The organism is Cellvibrio japonicus Ueda107 (assembly GCF_000019225.1).
In the GTDB taxonomy this organism is placed as follows: domain Bacteria; phylum Pseudomonadota; class Gammaproteobacteria; order Pseudomonadales; family Cellvibrionaceae; genus Cellvibrio; species Cellvibrio japonicus.
On record NC_010995.1, the window covers coordinates 748,316 to 766,409 of the forward strand.

Consider the following 18,094-nt stretch of genomic DNA (forward strand, 5'->3'; position numbering starts at 1 on the left):
TTCATAAATTCCACACCTAAATAAATCCCAGCCACTGTTGCAATTTGTTGATCACCGGTTTTGCCCTGGCCGGTGCCAGGGCGGCGCTTTCGCCCAAAATGTGTCGGGTTTCCTGGCGAAACACCAGCGACATGATGGCGATATAACAGCAAGCCCCCGCGCTGCCCAGCAACACAATTTGCACGCCCGGCGACCAGTGCGGCGGCATAAGCCATTTGCCGGCAAGCACCAGGATAAACATCGCCAGCGCCGCGCTAAAGGTGGGTGCGACGCTGCCCAGTTGGCGCAGGATCGAGACATGAAACGCTTGTTTAAAGAACAGCATATTGCAAAAAATCGTCAGGTAAGTGCGCAGTGCAAAACCGGCGGCAGCGGCGGCAATACCGTAGCGCACCAGCACGAGACCGATAAGGCAGTTGAGTGCAAACGCAACGCTGGCAATGGCCATCACCTTGCGTGTCTGGCCGCTGGCGGTGAGTGCGGCATTGACCTGGTAACCGATCACCAGCGGTGCTATACCCAGCGCGAGCCAGGTCATGACGGTACCGCTCTCGGCCCATTTGTCGGTAAATGCCAGGCGAATAAATTCCGGGCCCAGGGCGGCAGCGCCAAAAAAAACCGGGAAGGTAATGTAAGCGCTCATGCGCATCACGCGCAGGGTATTTTGCGCGCGCGCTTCGTTATCGCTGATTCTGGCCAGGGCCGGTAACAGGGTTTGCTCAAAGGGTTTGAGCAATATGTCCTGCAGGATAAACAGGGCGCGACCGCCAACCCGGAAAAAACCCATCGCCGCCGGGCCGAGCAATAAACCAACCAGTATTTCGTACACTTTGGATGCAATATTATTAATCGCCTGCGCCAGGGTCAGCGGTGTGGAAAAGCGAACCAGTGTGCGCGCATCGATGATGGAAAATTGCCAGCCTGGCCACCAGCGTGCCGCGTAGAGCGTCACCAGGGTGACGATCAGTTGATTCACTATTTGTTGCCACACCAGGGCCCAGACACCAAAACCATTCAGGGCCAGGACAATACCCAGCGCGCCGGCGAGCAAACTGCCCGCGACGGTGCGCAGGGCGATGGTGCGAAAATCAAATTCGCGCTTGAGTTTGCCCTCGTGGATGGCTTTAACCCCTTCCAGGAAAAAAATAATCGCCAGCACCTGCAGCAATTGTTTTGCGCGCGGATCGTAAAGCTGTGCGGTGAGCGGTGCCGCCAGGAAAATCACCAGCAGGGTAACCAGTGCCGCCAGGATCAGGTTGAGATAAAAACCGGTGGCTGCATAGCGGTTATCCCAATCGGTGTGACGCACAATCGCCTGGGACAAACCGGCATTGACCAGGATTTTTCCCAGCTCCACCACAATCAGCGCAAAGGCGACCAGCCCTATGTCCTCCGGTGCAAGCAGGCGCGAGAGCACAATAAAAATCACAAAGCTGATCAGGCTGTTGCCGCTGGCGGCGGCGCTCATCCAGGCGGTGCTTGTGCCAAAGTGGTGTTTCAAGCTCATGGGTGTTCCTGTTTCAAATCGGCACCGGCTTGTACAAGCGGGGTTCGCGCAAGTACATCCTGGTAAAACGCCAGGGTTGCCAGGGCGAGCTTGTCCCAATCCAGCGCATCCAGCGGGCAGGGGCCGGTGCGCGCATGGCGAACCAGGGCACTGACGGCTTGTACCAGGTTGTGTGAGTTGAGTTCACCGGCGTAACCGTAAACCCATTGGCTGCCCAGTTCGCGTTGCAAATCCGCAACGGCACCCATGTGCGGTGCGATGACCGGTTTATCGTAAGAGAGCGCGAGCAATAAGGTGCCGGAATTGAGGATGGCTTTATAGGGCAGGATCACCAGGTCGGCAGCGCTCAGGTAGCGATGCAATGCTTCATCGGGAATAAAGTGCAAAAACAGGTGGGTGCGTTTACCGCGCATGGCTTGCAACTGCTTGCGCAATTCCGGGGTGTCGGGATTACCGGCAATCACCAGCTGGTAATCGCGCAGGTCGGCGCGATTAAATGCCTGCATCAGGCCATCGACATTTTTGTAAGGTTTGATCATGCCGATGTAGAGCAACACCTTGCGCGCCGGGTCGAGTTGCAATTCCGTTTTGGCACCCTGCTGTGCCATGGCTGGTGGGTAGCAGTGGCGATAGTGGCCGTGGGGAATGATGGCGTATTGGCAGTGGGCGGCAGGTTGGTAGCGCTGGTAAAAACTGGCTTTGTTGGCCTCGCTCATAAAAATCAAACCGTCGCAGCGGCGGCTGAACCACTGCATGAACAATTGCGACAGGCGCGGGCGCCAGGCATCGTGGGGCGCCGTATTGTGAACCGTCCACACCAGCTTGCTGCCGCGCCGTTTTAATACCAGCACCACCAGTGACAAGAGCAGCAGGCGCTGCAGGGTTTTAACCAACCCCGGCTGGTTGACATAGCCATCGGGCCAGTGGAAATGCGCCAGCGCATAGTGTTCGCGCAGGGCGCGCTGGTGTGTGTATTCCACCACCTCGACTCCCAATCGCTGCAACTGGCGGTAGAGCAGGGCGTTGTAGGGATTGATCTTTTCGTTGCTAAAGGCAGGTGCCGCCAGGATGCGCATATTCACCCCTCGGAGACCCGTTTGCCCCGGCGCAGGCACAGTGCCAGGAAGACAGCGATATCCAGGGTGTAGCGCCGCGCCAGGCGCGCCGGCTCCAGGGTCAGGCGATACAGCCATTCCAGGCGCAGGCGGCGCACCCAGTGTGGCGCGCGGGGTTTATCACCAGCGAGGAAATCCAGCAGCGCGCCCACACCGATTAACAAACGCGCTTCCAATTGATTGCGGTGTTGCAGTATCCACTGCTCTTGCAGCGGGTTGCCCATGGCCACCAGCAATACGGTCGCACCGCTGGCGTTGATGCGCTCGACCAAGCCTTCGTTATCACTTGCCTGGCTATAGCCATCGCTGGTGCCCACCACCGGCACGGCGAAGTCCTCGCGCAGTGCCTGTGCCGCGCGCTGGGCAATACCCGGTTTGCCGCCGAACAAAAAGACCCGTGCATCGCGCCCCAGCTCGCGTAAAAAACCGGGCACGAAATCCGATCCATTCAGGTTTTGCGGAAAGCGCTTGCGGTGTACCAGCCAGGTGGCTATGTCCACTCCGACACCGTCGTTGATGATCAGGCAGCCTTCGGCCATGGCTGGCTGCAGCCCCTGGCACCGCACCACAAAGTTGGTATTGGCAAAAAAGACGGCCATCTGGTCGCCGGCGCGCAGGTGCATGTGCAGGCGATGTTGCAGTTCCTCACCGCGCGTACACAGTACGGGGAAACCTCCCAGGGCAAGCGTGACAGGGGCAGATTTCATAGGCTGGGCTCCTGGCCAAAATGGGTGTCGGGAAATGCCCGGGGCTGCAACAGGCGCTCGGTGACCTGCTGCCAATTGAGCACCTGGCGGCGGGGAATGGGCTGCTCGGGATGGAGTGCCCGCTCAATGGCGCGGGCGATGGAATCCGCGTCACCCAGTTGGTAGCCAAAACGCTGGGGATAATCGGCGGCAATAAAATCAGGGCAGATGGCGGGTACGCCGAAAAATTCGTACTGGATCAGCTTCATGGAGGTGTCGCGCAAATAGACGGGCAGCTGGTCGCTGACATAGGGCGCTATGCCGAGTTGTGCATGCTTGATATAGGGCAGGGTTTGGGCGAAAGGCATTTCGCCATAGACGTGCACATTGGCCGGGTAGTCCGGGTGGCGCCCCTGGCCGGAGCCGATCACGTGGAACTGGATGTTCGGAAAACGCTGTGCCGCAAGGATAAAAAACTGTGGGTCAAACAGCATGGAGCCAACCGATACCGCATGTATCCCTGCGCCATAGGGCGAGGGATCGGCGCGCTCGGCCAGGCTGTGGTCTATGCCCTGGGGCACCAGTGCCAGGTTGTGGTGGCTGGGAATCGTATCGGCCATGGCCGGGGAGGGCAGGGCGATGGTATCCAGCTGCGGTGCCGCCCTGGCAAAGGCGCCTTGCACATACTCGGCGACCTTGATGGCCTCCAGGGTATCCGAGGCGCGGTAAATCAGCTCGGCACGCGGGTTAAGGCGTTGGATCAGGGGGAAAAATACCGGGGCTATACCGCTTTCCAGCAGTATCACATCGGCTTCGCGAATCCAGCGGCGCAGCACCCGGTTATGGCCCTGGCTATAGCCGCGGTAGAGCAGGTTTTCCAGCGGGCGCAGCCAGCGGCGACGGGTGTTGAATGGATGGATCAGGGTTTTCCATAAATAGCATTCCACGCCGTGGTAAAAACCTATCTGGTTGGCTTCGCCGTCGAGCGACAGGCGCGGGTCGCCGGTGTAGCGCGAGAGCAGGCTGTAGCGCAGTGAGAAAAAACGGGTCAGGCCGCGCCGGGCCAGTTCGCTGCTGATGAAATGGATGTTTGCCTTGCGCGGCGAGCGGAAGTCGTGGGCGGACAGCACCAGGAAACAGGGAGTGCTCTGCCGATCCGGGGTTGCTGAAATGGCGGGTTGAGCGGTCATACGGGTCTCCGGTAGTAACAGGGATATGTCCTCAGGATTCGTTGCGTGTGGGCGGCAGGGGTGGACTTAATGCCGGGCGAAAAAAGAATTGCCGTAGCAAGGCCCACTGGGCCGAGGGTTCGGTGCTGCTGGTGTTGAGCGCAAAGGCGTAGCTGCCCCACCAGCGCCCGGCGGCCCAGTAGGTCCAGCCTTTCCATTGGGCGTTATCCATCAGTTCCAGGAAGCGGGTCAGGGTTGCCAGGCACTGGCTGTTGGGCGCGACGCCGAACTCGCCCAGAAACAGTTGCAGGCCCTGGGCATCGGCCCAGGCGCGGATACGCTCAAAGCGGCTATCAAAATGATCGGCTGCCAGGCACTCCTGGCGGGTGCCCGAATAGTTGCTGTCGGCGTACTGGTGTACCTCGATAATGGTTCGCTTGAGTGGATCCTCCAGCCCCGCCAGGCTATTGGCATTGGAGACGCCATCCTGCTCATTGAACCAACTGTGCAAACCGTTCCAGCCGCCACCCCCGAGCAGCACCAGGTTGGGTGCCTTGGCGTTGCGCAGGGCCGCCAGGGTGCGCTGTGCCAGGGCGGTCCAGCGCTCCAGCGGCATATAGGCGGGCTCGTTCATCAGCCCGAAGGCGGTCTTGTCGGCATCGGGAAACTCGCGGGCCAGCGCCAGCCAGAGGTTGATAAAGGCCTCTTCCAGTGCAGGCTCATCGCCCAGGCTTTGGCCGAAGTATTTGGCGTAGTTGTGTACATCCAGGATCACACACAGCCCCTGGCCATAGGCGGCCTCAACCGTGGTTTTAAGGCGCCCCAGTTCGGCGCTGTCCAGCAACCCGTTGGCCTGGGGCTGTAAACGCTCCCAACGAAACGGCAGGCGGATCACATTGGCGCCCTGGCTGGCGCTAAATACCAGCTCGGCCTGGGTGGGGTAGGTGTAATCCTTGTTGAACACGCCGGGCAGTTTTTTGGAATTGAACTCGGCCCCGGCCAGGTTGACACCGGTCAAGCGCTCGGCACTTAGGCAGACCGCCAGGCACGCCGGTGCCAGCCAGCCGCCCAGCAGGCCGGTCAGCAAGCGCCAGGGACGATTCATGCGGCCCCCCTGGCTAACTGGCGATACAGTGCCAGGTAGCGCTCGGCCACTGCCGGCCAGGCGTAGCGGCGCGCAAATGCCATAGCCGCCAGGCGGCGCTGGCGGTAGGCGTCCTCGCCCTGGGCGTGCAGTGCCTGTAATTGGCTAATGAAGCCCTGCCCATCTGCCGGTGCAATAAACCCCAGGCGGGATTCATCCACCAGGCGCCGGAAGGGCGGTATCTCGCTCAGGATGGGGGTAAGCCCGGCGCTCATCGCCTCAATCGGCGCAATGCCAAAGCCCTCGTGGCGTGACAGGCAGAGGAAGTAGCTGGCCTGGTGCAGCAGCTCACGGATCTGGTTATCGTCCGGGTTGGGAACCAGGGTGACCGCATCGTCCAACTGCAAGGTAGCGGCGTAATGGCGTAACTCCTTGTCACTGTGGTCGTATTCGCGCCCGGTAATAATCAGGCGCCACTCGTTATCCTGGCGGTGCAGGGCGGCGAACAGGTCCAGGGCGCTGAGCAGCCCTTTGTTACTCGACCAGCGCCCGAAATACACCAGGGTTTTGCGCCGTTCGGGTGAGGATTGGTCGGCGTATTTGTCGACATCGACGCCGTTTTCAATCACCTCCAATTTGTCCTCAGGCAGGATCTGGCGGAACAGTTGGCCGTCATTGGCGCTGGTGGCCACCACCCGTTCATAGGCATGGCCGGACAGGCGGGTGATGCTCTTGAAGTACACCTGCTTGGCGCGCGAGGCAAAGCGGGTATGGAAGAAGCCGCCGTGGGTGGAGAGCAACAGCGGGCGCCGGTGCAGCCAGCGGGTAGCGGCAAGGAAATCGTAGAAAAAATCCACACCGTGGACATGCACCACATCCGCATCCTGCAGGTGGCGCAGCACCGAGGGGCACAGCGGATAGCGGCTGGAGCCCTTGTAAGGCAGGCGTATGACTTCTATCCCCTCGATGATTTCGCGCGCGGGCAAGTGTTCGCGCGAATTGCGGAACAGGCGATCGAGGGTGATGATCCGCGTGCTGCCCAGGCCGCGTTGCGTCTGGTAGCGGGCAATATTGCGTACCACCTCCTCCATGCCCCCGACCGAAGGCAAATACTGGCGAACCACATGGATAACCCTGGCCATCGTCAACCCCCCGAAGTACTGACAGCAATAGCGCGTGGCGGCACCCGTGCCGGGATAGCCAACCCCCGGGCAGCGGGAGCCGGTGTTTGCAGCAGGCAACCGAGCAGGAACCACAAAAGGGCAGCAGTTTTAAAGGCAAAGAGGGAGTTGCCACTGATGGTCAGGATGAGCGCCACATACAGGGCGATAAAAGCACGGAAGCGGCGCCCGCGCTCATCTGTTATGGGCAGCAGCCACAGGGCTGCCCATAACAGCAGGCACAGGGGCAGGCCCAGGCGCGACAGCAAATAGGCATAGCCCATATCACCGTAATTGGGCGGTGGCGCCATCCCCAGCAGCAGGTACAGGTCAAAATCGAGCAGTGCCCAGCCGCTGATTGCCAGGCGTCCGGCATAGGTATCCCCCATTTTGCTATCGACCAGGCTGCCGACCAGCAACAGCAGGACGATGGCTGCAAAGGGCGCGAGCAGCGCCAGGTTCCAGGCTGCACCGCGCAATGTCAGGCGCAGCAGGATCATCAGCGGCAGCATGACCAGGGCAAAGCGGGAATCGGCGAGGATCAGCAGGACGACCGAGGCGCCCACCAGCCAGGCGCCCTGGCGCCATTCGTTGGCATCGCGGCTCAGGCCCCAGGCGGCGATCAGGCTGGCGAAGTTGCCCAGGGAAACCGGCTCCAGAAATACCGAAGACACCCGGTGGCTGCCAAGCAGGCCGGGCAACAGGGTGCGGCCTATGCCCTCGGGGCGGATGCCGTTGAGCTGCAGGCGGCTCTCGCGCTCGTAATCGGTGATGGGGGTAAGGCCGCCGGTGTTGAGGTAATAGCCGAAAATATCAAAAACACGGGTGTAGCTGTCCAGCCAGAACAGTTCATACAAGCCCAGGCTGAGGATCACCAGCACCAGCATGCGCAAGCCCCGCTCTGCCAGTTCGGGACGGCCCAGGTTACAGCCCAGCCAAAAGAAACACAGGGGAATAACCAGGTCGCGCAAGGCTTTGGGGTTGAGTTGCCCACTTACCAAGGCCGCCACGCAAAAGTAGGCCCCGGCGATTAATCCCAGTACCAGCACCCCGGGCAATACCCGGCGCAGCAGTAGTGGCAGGGCGGCCAGGATGACCAGCCCTTCACTGAGTCCGACCAGCATTGCCGAGGCGCGCAAGCCCTGGGTGTTCAGGGCACAGAGCAGGGCCTGGTAGCAGACTGCCGCCAGCATCAGGCCAATGACCCACCCGGACTCGGCTTGGGTCAGCGGCTCTTGTCTGGTATGGCGTATCAGGTTAGTCATGGCTTACTTACCGGTAGAGCCCGCGCTATTCATGCAGGGCGGCACCGAGCAGGCGCACGCCCAGGCTGGTGAGGTTGGCGCAGTGCTGGCTCAGGGGTTTAAGTCGGGTGCTATGGGTTTTGGTGACAACCAGTGCGGCACCCGCCTGGGCGGCGACCAGTTGGGCATCCAGGGTGCTGCCCAGTGGGGCGGTATTCAGCAGGATCAGGTCATAGGCCTTGAAGAGCGGGGTCATGCGCTCACGGTACTGGCGGCTGGCCAGTAACTCCTGGGGGTTGGGCGCCGGGGTCCCGGCAGGCAGCAGCCACAGATGTTGCAGCTCCTCTACCGCCAGGGGCTGGGCGCGGCTGCGCCCGGCGAGCAGGTCAGACAGGCCGGCCTGGCGCGCATCGACACCAAGCCAGCGGTGTAACTGGGGCTCGCGCAGGTTGGCATCCACCAGCAGGGTGCGCAGCCCGAGCTGGGCAAAGCTGATCGCCAGGTTGGCGCCGGTGCGCGCGATACGGGCGGCGCCCTCTGTGCCCACCAGTGCCAGGCTCAGGTGCTCGCCCTGGTTGAAGTAGCGCAGCAAGAGTTCGCTGCGCAGGCTGCGCAAGGCTTCGCTGGCGCGACTGTCCGGTTGGAAGGCAGCGGTGAGGCAGGGCGCCAGCTTGCTGTGGCCCGGGTCGATGCGCGGGTAGGCAAACTGCTCGGCCAGCACCGCGCCAATATCGGCAGGACTCACCAACCCCAGCTTGAGGGCGGCTTCGCCAAAGCGCAGTCCCTCGGTGGTTTGCAATTGCATGATGGCATTCAACTGGCTGCTATCGATTTTGCCGCTTTGCAGCAGCAGGCGCCCCATGCGTGTTGCCAGGGCGGACGCCTTGGGTTCTTTCGCCAGGGGGTCGATCAGCAGCGAACGGGGTTCATCGTTAGGGAGGTAAGCCTGGGCGAGATCATTCATGACAACATCTCCTCAAATAGACACCAGGAACAACAGCATTCAGGGGCCGGCCTTGCCAAAACCGTCATCGGGCAAACGCGCCAGGATCGGCAGGCCCAAACCATTCGTCAGGTCATCGCCGGTGCGCAGCCGCCGATCAAACCATTCCAGGCACAGCGCTAACCCGGTGCCCAGCATCAACCCCGCCACCAGTGCCAGTACCAGGGTGATGGCGGTTTTGGGGGCGGTGGGCCGGCTGGGCAGGTTGGCCGCGTTGAGCAGGGCAATATCGGTCTGTGAAATCTGGCTCTCCAGGCGTGTCTGGGTGGCGCGGGTCAGTGCCGCGTCATAGGCGGCCTGGGCGCTATCGACCTCCTGGCGCAACAGGTTGCGCTGGTTGCGGATGCGGTTGAGCTGCAGCAATTGCTCTTTTTGGGCGGCCAGCTCGGTTTTCAGTTGCTCCTCGCGGGTTTGTGACAGGGCTACCGAGGAGCGCAAACTGGTATTGACCAATTCCAGGGTGCGATTGAGTTGGCGTTTCAGGGTATCCACCTCGGCTTGTGCTTGGCGGTACTGGGGGTGGTTATTACCGACCTGGGAGCCCAACTCAGCTAAACGCGCCTGCGCCTGTACCAGTTGGGTGGAAATCCGCTGAACCTGGGGATCATCCAGTGCCTGGGCACTGTTGGCATTGCGTGTCGCTGCACTCAGTTGGGTGCTGCGGCTTTCACTATCGAGGCGCTCGTTCTGGATGCTGGTCAGCAGTGAAGACAGGGCCGCCAGCTTGGCGCTCTCCAGGTCTACCCGCTCGTTATCCACGATGCCGTGTTCCTCCTGGTAGCTGGCCAGGGCATTTTGCTTTTCCATTAACGCTGCGCGCAGGGCGGTTAGTTGTTGGTCGTACCACTCGCTAATTTGCCGTGCCGGCTCGATGCGCAATTCCAGGTTGGTCTGTATATAGGCTTGAGCAAAACCGTCAGCCAGTTTGGCGGCCAGTTGCGGGTCCTGGCTGATAAAACTGATGGCGAGGATACTGGTATCGCGCCGCGGATTAACAACCAGTCCCTCGCGCACAAATCCCATCAGCCAGGGGCGGCTTGGCGCGCCGCCTGCTGCCTTGATCAACCCGGGTTCCTGGTGCAGTGATAATTGATCGATGACTTTGGCGGCGACTTTGCGGCTGCGCACTATATCGGCCTGGGTTGCCAGGTAGGCAGCGTTGGTGCGGCCCGAGAGCAGCTGGCCGGAAATGGGATCCTGGGCTTTGCTGTCCACCAGCAATTCGGTGGTAGAGGTATAGGTGCGGGGCGTTACCAGGATATAGGCCAGCGCGAGCAGCAGTGCGCCCAGGCTAATACCGGCAATCACCCGCCAGCGGGCCAGCAGTATGTATAACAAAGTGGTCAGACTCATCGCACATCTCCCTAAACGATCCCTAACGCTTGCCCCAATCCGGGTTTAGAAAAGACTCTCCTGCACAACCAACAGGTCACCATCTTCCACCGGGTCCTGCGCTTTGGCGCGCCGTTCTTTCAAGGAACCATCGGTCTGGGGCCGGTACAGCTTCACCGAGCGTTCGCTGGCGCGGGCGGTCAACCCGCCGCCCATACCCAGTGCCTGCATCACATTCAGTGGCCGATCCAGTGTATACACACCGGGAGAGCGCACCTCGCCGCTCAGGTAAAAGCGCCCGGCCGGTGGTACATACAGGGTGTCGCCATCCTGTAACCAGATCACCGAATGGCGCTCGGCTTCCTGGTTCAGCAGTTTTTGCAAATCAAATTCGCGCCGCTCCTGCTTGCCGCTGCGATCGGTGCGGATCAGCACCAGCCGCTCGCTGCCTTCGTCAGCGATACCGCCGGCCCAGGCCAGGGCATCGGTCAGCGATGTCGGTCCTTCCAGTACCAGGCTGCCAGCGCGTTTTACCCGCCCCAGGATCGCTATCGACTGGCTGCGGTAGCGCGTCACCAACAGGTTGACCTGGGCGCGCTTTAAAAAATTGCCGCGTTCATACTGGTCTGCAATCGCTTGCGCCGCGTCGGTGGTAGAGCGGCCTGCCAGATTAAAGCGGCCGAGCAAGGGCACTTCAACCGCCCCATCCGCCCCGATTTGCGCATCAATAGCCAGGTCGGGCTGGCCGTACACACTGATGCGAACCTCATCGCCGATGCCCAGGCTATAGGCCTGGGCCAGTACCTCGCCGGCCAGCAGCAAGCCAATCAGCCATCCTCCCAGCCATCTCGCCGACCACTGCAAGCTGCACACACCACGCATCTCACCCGTCCTTTCAACGCACTTTGCTTAAACGCTATAAACCAGCCCATGCAAATCCGGGGCCGAACCACAGAAAAACCGTCAGTTCAGCGCAATCACCTGCTAAAAAAGCGAAAGGCGTCAGCTTTTTGTGATACAGGATGCCGTTATCGGCAGCGAAAGGAGGAGTGCGGGAGAGAAAGCGCGGGAAAAAACTGTTGGTTTTGCACCTGAGTGGTGCGCAGGCTGGTGATTTTGCGAAGGTACCGAATAGGGATCTGCAACTGGCTAACAGTAGGCCATTTACGCGATGAAAAATAAAAAAGGTTTGCAAGCGCTAACCTGCAAACCCTTTCCAGATATGGTAGCTAGAGGCGGACTTGAACCGCCGACCCCAGCATTATGAGTGCTGTGCTCTAACCGGCTGAGCTATCTAGCCATAAATGAGAGGCGCGCATTTTGGCGATAGAGAAGGGCGCTGTCAACCTTGAATTAGTGTCGGAAAGCCTGTCCCTGTATATCCACTAATGCGGCCCAAGGCCGATGCAGGTATGATGCACAGCGTTTTTCACCCAACCTCGGGGCCCTTGGCGGCATCTGGTGCCGATCTGGTCGATAGCCTCGTTGTAGACGTTAACTCCTTGATAGATAAGGCCTAGCATGGAATTTATCGATTTGGCGCCCAGCGCCCATGCACGGGGGGCTGTGCAGTTACCCGGCTCCAAGAGTATTTCCAATCGCACCCTGTTACTGGCGGCCCTGGCGCAAGGCGAGACCCAGATCCGCGACCTGCTGAAATCCGATGACACGGATCGCATGCTTGAAGCGCTGACCTCCCTGGGGGTAACGCTGACCAGGACCGGTGAAAATGACTATCACCTGGTGGGCACTGGTGGCAGCTTTCCCCATAAAGAGGCAGACCTGTTCCTGGGGAATGCGGGGACAGCGTTTCGTCCATTAACTGCTGCTTTGGCGTTTTCCGGTGGCACCTACAAGCTCCATGGTGTACCGCGTATGCACGAGCGCCCTATCGGCGACCTGGTTGATGCCCTGCGCCAGGTGGGGGCGGATATCACTTATCTGGGACAGGAAGGCTTCCCTCCGCTGCTGATTAAACCGGCGCACATTGCTGCGCAAGGCAGTATCAAGATTCGCGGTGATGTCTCCAGCCAATTCCTGACCGCCTTGTTAATGGCCTTGCCGATGACCGGCAAGGAGACTCACATTGAGCTGGTGAGCGAGCTCATCTCCAAACCCTATATCGAGATTACCCTGCGCCTGATGGCCCAGTTCGGTGTAGAGGTTCAGCGCGATGGCTGGGAGCGTTTTACCGTCCCGGCGGCCAGTGGCTATGTGAGCCCCGGTACTGTTTATGTCGAGGGTGATGCATCTTCCGCCTCTTACTTCCTGGCTGCCGGGGCATTGGGTGGCGGCCCGGTGCGTGTGCAGGGGGTGGGTGCCAAGAGTATCCAGGGGGATGTGGCCTTTGCCGATGCCCTGGAGGCTATAGGGGTGACCATTACCAAAGGGGATAACTGGATCGAAGCGTCTGCACCCCAATTACCACTCAAGGCCTTTAATCGTGATTTCAACCATATTCCCGATGCCGCCATGACCCTGGCGGTGGTGGCGCTCTTTTGCGATGGGCCCTCGCGCCTGACCAATATCGCCAGCTGGCGGGTGAAGGAAACTGATCGTATTGCGGCCATGGCGACCGAACTGCGCAAATTGGGAGCTATTGTGGAAGAGGGTGAGGATTGGCTGCAGGTTACACCCGTACCCACGCTCAACGCCCAGGTGCCGATTGATACCTACGATGATCACCGTATGGCCATGTGCTTTTCCCTGGCAACCTTTGGCGGGGTGCCGGTGCGTATCAATGATCCCCAGTGCACAGCTAAAACCTTCCCCACCTATTTTGATGTCTTCAGTCAGGTAGTGAGCTAATGGATACACCAATATTTTCCATCGACTTTAAGGTGCGCGATTACGAGTGCGATATGCAGGGCGTGGTTAATAATGCGGTGTACCAGAATTACCTGGAGCATGCCCGCCACGAATTCCTGTTGGCGAAAGGTATTAATTTTGCCGAGCTTGCGCGGCAGAAAATCAACCTGGTGGTGTTGCGCGCCGAGCTGGATTACAAGCTGTCGCTGACCAGTGGTGATGAGTTTTATATCACGGTTGAACTGGCGCAATCATCCCGGGTGCGCTTTGATTTTTTGCAGCATATTTATCGCAGGGCGGATAACAGGCTTATGCTCGCCGCCAAGATTACCGGAACCTCGGTGAATGAGCGCGGCAGGCCGTTTGTGCCGGACGTAATTGCCGGCTTGCTGGCATCCGGCTCACTGGTGTTGGAGTAGGTAGCGGCTGGCTGTTATTGGCTTCCGAAGGCCGCTTGTAGATGCTGCAGACGGCTTTTTTATTGCGTATCAAAAAAACTCAGGGGATATTCGGGGATGCCCTATTTTGTTTCCTCGGGTGACGTTCAATTGCTGTTTTTGTCGATTATTTTTACATTTTTGTATGTTCGTGTGATTTTTGTCATAAAAATACGATGATAATCAACGGGTTACTGCTATGGCGTACAAATTGCTTATTCATTTATGGTTTTAAAAATATTTTTTATATAGCCATGCATTTGGGGAGTGATCTTATGTTGATCAATCGTTTTTTAAAGCTGATCACCGCTATGGCGTTGTTAATGGTTGGTGCAACGACGCATGCCGGATTATTAAACGGGGAATCTGTAGAGGTGAAATACCTATTCCCCTCCACGGCAACAACCTATCAAAACCTGGGAACTACCGTAGTGGATGATGGTGTGGAGTACACCCAATTTCCCTACTTTGATCTGGATATATCCGACAACGCCATGGTGTTCGATTTCAAAATAGCCGCCAAGTTGGGCACCACCAATTTCAATGGCATTGTGCTGCGCGATATTAACAACACCGTGACTTTTACCAGCGTAACGCTGGATGCTATTTCCAATATGGTAGGACTCAATAGCAGCCGTATTTTTTTCGATGCCCACAGTATCTATGTCAATTTCAGCGCGCTGTCGTTTAATGCCAATACCCTGGTGAAATTAAACCTTGGGGGGATTAGTGCCAGGGTGCCAGAATCCAGCAGTTTGATTTTGTTGTTGGTGGGTTTGCTTGGGTTGATGATGATCCGCTGGCGTAAACGCGTTTGATATATAAGGTCAGGCGGGAATTGTCATCCCGCACTGCCCCGCGTACACCAACCCCGGTTCCTCCAGCATGATGGTGCTTTTTGGCCATTGGGCGTTGCGAGGGAATACAACGGGATATGCTTGGGGTTTGGTGCGGAAAAATGTTGTTGTATGGGCGCAAGCGTTTTGGCGTTCATGTCATAAAGCCTATTGTTGGGTCGTTTTCAGCGATTCGAGTGTTTTCAGGATACCTTCGATCATATCCGGGCTGGAGGCGACACCGACGATACCATTCACAATAAACTGCACGCCCACACACAAAATCAAAAATCCCATGATTTTGGTCATGGCATGCAGACCGTTCACACCCAGTACACCGACTAACCGGGTGGACAGGCGCAGGGTGATATAAACAATCACAGCCACCAGCAAGATCCCCGCAATAATGGCGAGAAAATGCAGCCAGTTAGTGGCCAGCGAAGTTAAGCCAATCGTCACAGAAATAGCACCGGGTCCAGCAAGGCTGGGCATGGCCAGCGGTGTAAAGGAGACATCGCGCTTGCGCTTGGACTCCTGGTGCTCGGCCTTGGTTTGCTCGGGTTCGTCTTTGGGGTAGAGCATACGCATACCGACACCGGCCACCAGAATGCCACCGGCAATGCGCAAGCCAGGTAGCGATAGGCCAAAGAACTGCATGATAAAACTGCCCCCGATCAAAAACGCCACCAGAATACAGATCATGTAAATAACGGCTTTGCGCGCTTGCTCCTGCCGCTCTGCTTCCGTATCACCTTCAGTGATAGCGAGGAACATGGGCGCAGTGCTGAAAGGGTTAATAATGGGCAGCAAAGCAACAACGGTAGCTATGGCGAGTTCCATAACAGCTCCACAATTCATCGGGGTAATACAAACGCCTGTTGCAAAAAAGCACAGCTGCCGCCACGCCTTGATTGGCAAGGCCTGGCGGCAGGGCTCTACATGCTATTCAAGTGGTTATCCACAGATACTGTGCATAAACCATGGCGACAGATTTAAGGGCTAACCAGCGCCTGTTCAACGGTCAGGTCATGAATATAGGCAAAGCGTGAACCATCGGCTGGCGGGTTGGCGATAGGATAGCGTTTGATACGCAGTATCACGCGGGTATCACTGCGATGCTGGTAGCCTTGGATGCTGTCGTAAAAGTGTTGCCATGGGCCCTGTGCTGTTTTAATACCCTGTTCGTTGTAACTAATCTCCCTCACCTGCAGGCACTGGTAGTTGGGAATAAGCGGGTGGTTGCAAGGGACAACCAAAGGTTGGATTTCAAGGAAAATAATGTCTCCCTGGCTGCCATAGCGTGTTTCCGCTGTCGGCTCTCCACGCAGGTGGATGTATTCACCCGAGTCCTGGCTCAGGGTGAGTACAGGCGACTCACTGTCGAGACGGATGGCCCAGTGACTGACGTTGGGCAGCCAGTTAGCGAAATAGTGTTCGTGGGCAGAGAGCTCGTTATCGAGGCAGGCTTTTAGCGTGCTGCGCAGCGGGCCGATTTTCAGATGGCTGCCTTTAATGGTCGCCGGGCCGGCTATGTTGTTACACAGGCCAGAAACCGATACCTGGCCATTGCTAAAGTCCAGCTGGGTACGCGCCTCCAGCGTTGAAGCTGGACGTTCGTTAATATTTACCAGCGTCCAGTGGTATTTGCCCAGGGCATCTATATCACTTTTGGGTACTTGCTGGGCACAGCCAGCGAGGGTTAAGACGGCGAGCATAAAAGGAATAATACGCATGGGGGTTTCCTTACGTTGGGTTAAGAGGCTATTACCTAGACTAGCAATAAATAGATGAAGTTGCTGGTTTTCTCGTGATTTATAAAGCAGTACGCTATGTTGTGATGATAAAAATTCAGTAGTCAGGGTAGAACTACATGGCCACAATTATTCCCAATATCCACGCCAGCACCACCAAAATGACCACGGGTGAACGTCGTTTTGGTCAACGCCTGGAGAAACTATTAGAAGACGATTATCTGTGTTGGTTTGATGTTCCCGTAGGGCAAGCGCGGCGCTATCCGGATTTTATTATCTTGCATCCGGGTCGAGGTTTGTTGTTTCTGGAGGTGAAGGATTGGAAGCTATCAACAATTCAATCTATGAATCACCAGACATTTACACTGCTAACCGCTAGTGGCGCTGTTAATAAACCAAATCCAATTGAGCAGGCGCGCCAGTGCGCTTATCAGGTGGTGAATACATTAAAACATGATAAAACTTTGGTTCAACCGAAAGGAAAACACCAAGGTAATTTAGTGTGTCCTTATGGCTATGGCGTGGTTTTTACCAATATATCGCGTAAGCAATTGCAAACGGCGTTAGGTGAGGAGGGTGAGTCCATACTGCCCGCACACCTGGTTATCTGCCAGGATGAAATGCTGGAAAAAACCGACCCCGAAGAGTTCCAGCAACGCCTGTGGGCGATGTTTAATTATCAATTTTCACAAAAACTCAGCCTGCCACAAATTGATCGTATTCGCGCCCATCTATTTCCTGAAATTCGCATAGGTACAGCCGATTTATTTGCCGTAACTGATGCGGCTGCAAGTGGGGCTATGGATGTTGTTGATATTGTGAAAGTAATGGATATGCAACAGGAGCAACTGGCGCGTAGCTTTGGCGAAGGACATCGTGTAGTACATGGTGTGGCGGGGTCAGGTAAAACCTTAATACTGGGCTTTCGCTGCTGGTATTTGGCCCGGACACAAAGTAAACCCATCCTTGTACTCTGCTACAACATATCCCTCGCGGCAAAATTGCGCGCGTTTATGCGTGAGAAAGGTATAGAGCAGCAAGTGCAGGTTTATCACTTTCACGACTGGTGCGGGCAGCAATTGCGCAGTTACCATATCGACCTGATAGACGGGGCTGAGCCTGTGTGGGAGCGACAGGTATTGAGTGTAATTCAAAGCGTGGACCAGGGGCACATTCCCCGTGCGCAATACGGCGCTGTGTTAATCGACGAAGGACACGACTTTGAAGCTGAATGGCTAAAGTTGGTTGTGCAGATGATCGACCCGGAAACCAACTCGCTGCTGTTGCTGTACGACGATGCGCAATCTATCTATAAGAAAAAATCCAATCTAAACTTCACCTTATCCAGCGTTGGCATTCAGGCGCGTGGCCGCACCAGTATCCTTAAGCTCAATTACCGCAATACCCGCGAAATTTTACAATTCGCCTTCAACTTCGCCAAAGATTTCCTGCAAGAAAAAGATGCCGATGAAGATTCAGTCCCCTTAGTAAAACCCGAGGTGGGCGGCAAGTCCGGCATGGCGCCAGAATTTCGCAAGCTTAACAATCGCCCCGAAGAATTAACCTTTATTCGCCGCTGCCTGCAAAAATGGCACAGCGATGGCGTCGCCTGGAACGAAATGGCCGTTATTTACTGCCACCACCACTTTGGTGAAGCGCTAGCGCGTGAGCTGAATCTGTACGCCATTCCCAACCTGTGCATGCGCGACAATAAAACCCGCCGCCAATACGATCCCAGTGACGATCAAGTACTGCTCGTCACTCGCCCCAGCAGTAAAGGCTTGGAGTTTCCTCGCGTGATCGTTGCCGAGTTAGGTGCACTGCAAGATGACGAGGAAAAAAGGGCAGAAGAGGTGCGGTTATTGTATGTGGCGATGACCCGCGCGCAGGAGACGCTGTTGTTGACAGCGTCGGGGGAGAATTCGTATGTGAGGCGGTTGGGTGTCATAAATTAATGGGGTG

At 57.3% G+C, this 18,094-nt stretch carries 16 protein-coding genes and 1 tRNA gene; 4 read left to right on the forward strand and 13 right to left on the reverse strand.

Going from position 1 to position 18,094, the window contains the following annotated elements; all coding sequences use genetic code 11:
• Positions 1–16 precede the first annotated feature (16 nt).
• The 11 genes from CJA_RS03005 to CJA_RS03055 form a co-directional block, all read right to left on the reverse strand.
• The gene (locus tag CJA_RS03005; protein ID WP_041550985.1) at positions 17–1,507 is read right to left on the reverse strand and encodes a lipopolysaccharide biosynthesis protein; all 1,491 of its coding nucleotides are present in this window, start codon (positions 1,505–1,507) and stop codon (positions 17–19) included.
• On the reverse strand, positions 1,504–2,583 hold the full coding sequence (locus tag CJA_RS03010; RefSeq protein WP_012486295.1) for a glycosyltransferase: 1,080 nt from the start codon (positions 2,581–2,583) through the stop codon (positions 1,504–1,506). The genes CJA_RS03005 and CJA_RS03010 overlap by 4 nt, the downstream gene beginning before the upstream one ends.
• 2 nt (positions 2,584–2,585) lie before the next feature.
• A complete protein-coding gene (locus CJA_RS03015; RefSeq protein ID WP_012486296.1) occupies positions 2,586–3,329 on the reverse strand; it encodes a WecB/TagA/CpsF family glycosyltransferase in 744 nt (247 codons plus the stop codon).
• A complete protein-coding gene (locus tag CJA_RS03020) occupies positions 3,326–4,498 on the reverse strand; it encodes a GumK N-terminal domain-containing glycosyltransferase (protein ID WP_012486297.1) in 1,173 nt (390 codons plus the stop codon). Before CJA_RS03020 ends, CJA_RS03015 begins: the two co-directional genes overlap by 4 nt.
• Positions 4,499–4,529: 31 nt before the next feature.
• Positions 4,530–5,582: a glycoside hydrolase family 5 protein gene (locus CJA_RS03025; protein WP_012486298.1), complete on the reverse strand. Its 1,053-nt coding sequence runs from the start codon at positions 5,580–5,582 to the stop codon at positions 4,530–4,532.
• Positions 5,579–6,703 carry a glycosyltransferase family 4 protein gene (locus CJA_RS03030; protein WP_012486299.1) on the reverse strand — a complete coding sequence of 375 codons (1,125 nt, stop codon included), beginning with the start codon at positions 6,701–6,703 and terminating at the stop codon, positions 5,579–5,581. The genes CJA_RS03025 and CJA_RS03030 overlap by 4 nt, the downstream gene beginning before the upstream one ends.
• A gap of 2 nt (positions 6,704–6,705) precedes the next feature.
• Entirely contained in the window at positions 6,706–7,986 is a 1,281-nt protein-coding gene (locus CJA_RS03035) for a hypothetical protein (RefSeq protein WP_012486300.1), read from the reverse strand.
• Positions 7,987–8,011: 25 nt separating this feature from the next.
• Complete coding sequence (locus CJA_RS03040) at positions 8,012–8,929, reverse strand: cyclic di-GMP-binding domain-containing protein, MshE-related (protein ID WP_012486301.1); 918 nt, start codon at positions 8,927–8,929, stop codon at positions 8,012–8,014.
• 39 nt (positions 8,930–8,968) lie between these two features.
• A complete protein-coding gene (locus CJA_RS03045; RefSeq protein WP_012486302.1) occupies positions 8,969–10,321 on the reverse strand; it encodes a Wzz/FepE/Etk N-terminal domain-containing protein in 1,353 nt (450 codons plus the stop codon).
• A gap of 45 nt (positions 10,322–10,366) precedes the next feature.
• Positions 10,367–11,182, reverse strand: coding sequence for an SLBB domain-containing protein (locus tag CJA_RS03050; protein WP_012486303.1), 816 nt, complete (start codon positions 11,180–11,182; stop codon positions 10,367–10,369).
• A 341-nt stretch (positions 11,183–11,523) separates the two neighbouring features.
• Positions 11,524–11,600, reverse strand: a tRNA-Met gene (locus tag CJA_RS03055).
• A 221-nt stretch (positions 11,601–11,821) separates the two neighbouring features.
• On the opposite strand from CJA_RS03055, the gene aroA reads away from it, so the two are divergent.
• The 3 genes from aroA (at position 11,822) to CJA_RS03070 (ending at position 14,363) form a co-directional block, all read left to right on the forward strand.
• On the forward strand, positions 11,822–13,108 hold the full coding sequence (aroA, locus tag CJA_RS03060) for a 3-phosphoshikimate 1-carboxyvinyltransferase (RefSeq protein ID WP_012486305.1): 1,287 nt from the start codon (positions 11,822–11,824) through the stop codon (positions 13,106–13,108).
• Positions 13,108–13,527, forward strand: coding sequence for an acyl-CoA thioesterase (locus CJA_RS03065; protein WP_012486306.1), 420 nt, complete (start codon positions 13,108–13,110; stop codon positions 13,525–13,527). The genes aroA and CJA_RS03065 overlap by 1 nt, the downstream gene beginning before the upstream one ends.
• 293 nt (positions 13,528–13,820) lie before the next feature.
• Complete coding sequence (locus CJA_RS03070) at positions 13,821–14,363, forward strand: PEP-CTERM sorting domain-containing protein (protein WP_012486307.1); 543 nt, start codon at positions 13,821–13,823, stop codon at positions 14,361–14,363.
• Between the two features lie 186 nt (positions 14,364–14,549).
• Here the strand turns inward: CJA_RS03070 and CJA_RS03075 are convergent, their stop codons facing one another.
• Together CJA_RS03075 and CJA_RS03080 are read right to left on the reverse strand one after the other, a co-directional pair.
• Positions 14,550–15,221 (reverse strand): MarC family NAAT transporter, encoded by a 672-nt coding sequence (locus tag CJA_RS03075; protein ID WP_012486308.1) that lies wholly within the window; start codon positions 15,219–15,221, stop codon positions 14,550–14,552.
• A gap of 152 nt (positions 15,222–15,373) precedes the next feature.
• Positions 15,374–16,114, reverse strand: a complete 741-nt coding sequence (locus CJA_RS03080; RefSeq protein WP_049765392.1) for an META and DUF4377 domain-containing protein — start codon at positions 16,112–16,114, stop codon at positions 15,374–15,376.
• A gap of 137 nt (positions 16,115–16,251) precedes the next feature.
• On the opposite strand from CJA_RS03080, the gene CJA_RS03085 reads away from it, so the two are divergent.
• Positions 16,252–18,087, forward strand: coding sequence for a 3'-5' exonuclease (locus CJA_RS03085; protein WP_012486310.1), 1,836 nt, complete (start codon positions 16,252–16,254; stop codon positions 18,085–18,087).
• The last annotated feature ends 7 nt before the right edge of the window (positions 18,088–18,094 follow it).

Coding starts and splice junctions, on each gene's coding strand:
- CJA_RS03005 (WP_041550985.1), bottom strand. CDS start 1,507: ATGAGCTTGAAACACCACTTTGGCACAAGCACCGCCTGGATGAGCGCC.
- CJA_RS03010 (WP_012486295.1), bottom strand. CDS start 2,583: ATGCGCATCCTGGCGGCACCTGCCTTTAGCAACGAAAAGATCAATCCC.
- CJA_RS03015 (WP_012486296.1), bottom strand. CDS start 3,329: ATGAAATCTGCCCCTGTCACGCTTGCCCTGGGAGGTTTCCCCGTACTG.
- CJA_RS03020 (WP_012486297.1), bottom strand. CDS start 4,498: ATGACCGCTCAACCCGCCATTTCAGCAACCCCGGATCGGCAGAGCACT.
- CJA_RS03025 (WP_012486298.1), bottom strand. CDS start 5,582: ATGAATCGTCCCTGGCGCTTGCTGACCGGCCTGCTGGGCGGCTGGCTG.
- CJA_RS03030 (WP_012486299.1), bottom strand. CDS start 6,703: ATGGCCAGGGTTATCCATGTGGTTCGCCAGTATTTGCCTTCGGTCGGG.
- CJA_RS03035 (WP_012486300.1), bottom strand. CDS start 7,986: ATGACTAACCTGATACGCCATACCAGACAAGAGCCGCTGACCCAAGCC.
- CJA_RS03040 (WP_012486301.1), bottom strand. CDS start 8,929: ATGAATGATCTCGCCCAGGCTTACCTCCCTAACGATGAACCCCGTTCG.
- CJA_RS03045 (WP_012486302.1), bottom strand. CDS start 10,321: ATGAGTCTGACCACTTTGTTATACATACTGCTGGCCCGCTGGCGGGTG.
- CJA_RS03050 (WP_012486303.1), bottom strand. CDS start 11,182: ATGCGTGGTGTGTGCAGCTTGCAGTGGTCGGCGAGATGGCTGGGAGGA.
- aroA (WP_012486305.1), top strand. CDS start 11,822: ATGGAATTTATCGATTTGGCGCCCAGCGCCCATGCACGGGGGGCTGTG.
- CJA_RS03065 (WP_012486306.1), top strand. CDS start 13,108: ATGGATACACCAATATTTTCCATCGACTTTAAGGTGCGCGATTACGAG.
- CJA_RS03070 (WP_012486307.1), top strand. CDS start 13,821: ATGTTGATCAATCGTTTTTTAAAGCTGATCACCGCTATGGCGTTGTTA.
- CJA_RS03075 (WP_012486308.1), bottom strand. CDS start 15,221: ATGGAACTCGCCATAGCTACCGTTGTTGCTTTGCTGCCCATTATTAAC.
- CJA_RS03080 (WP_049765392.1), bottom strand. CDS start 16,114: ATGCGTATTATTCCTTTTATGCTCGCCGTCTTAACCCTCGCTGGCTGT.
- CJA_RS03085 (WP_012486310.1), top strand. CDS start 16,252: ATGGCCACAATTATTCCCAATATCCACGCCAGCACCACCAAAATGACC.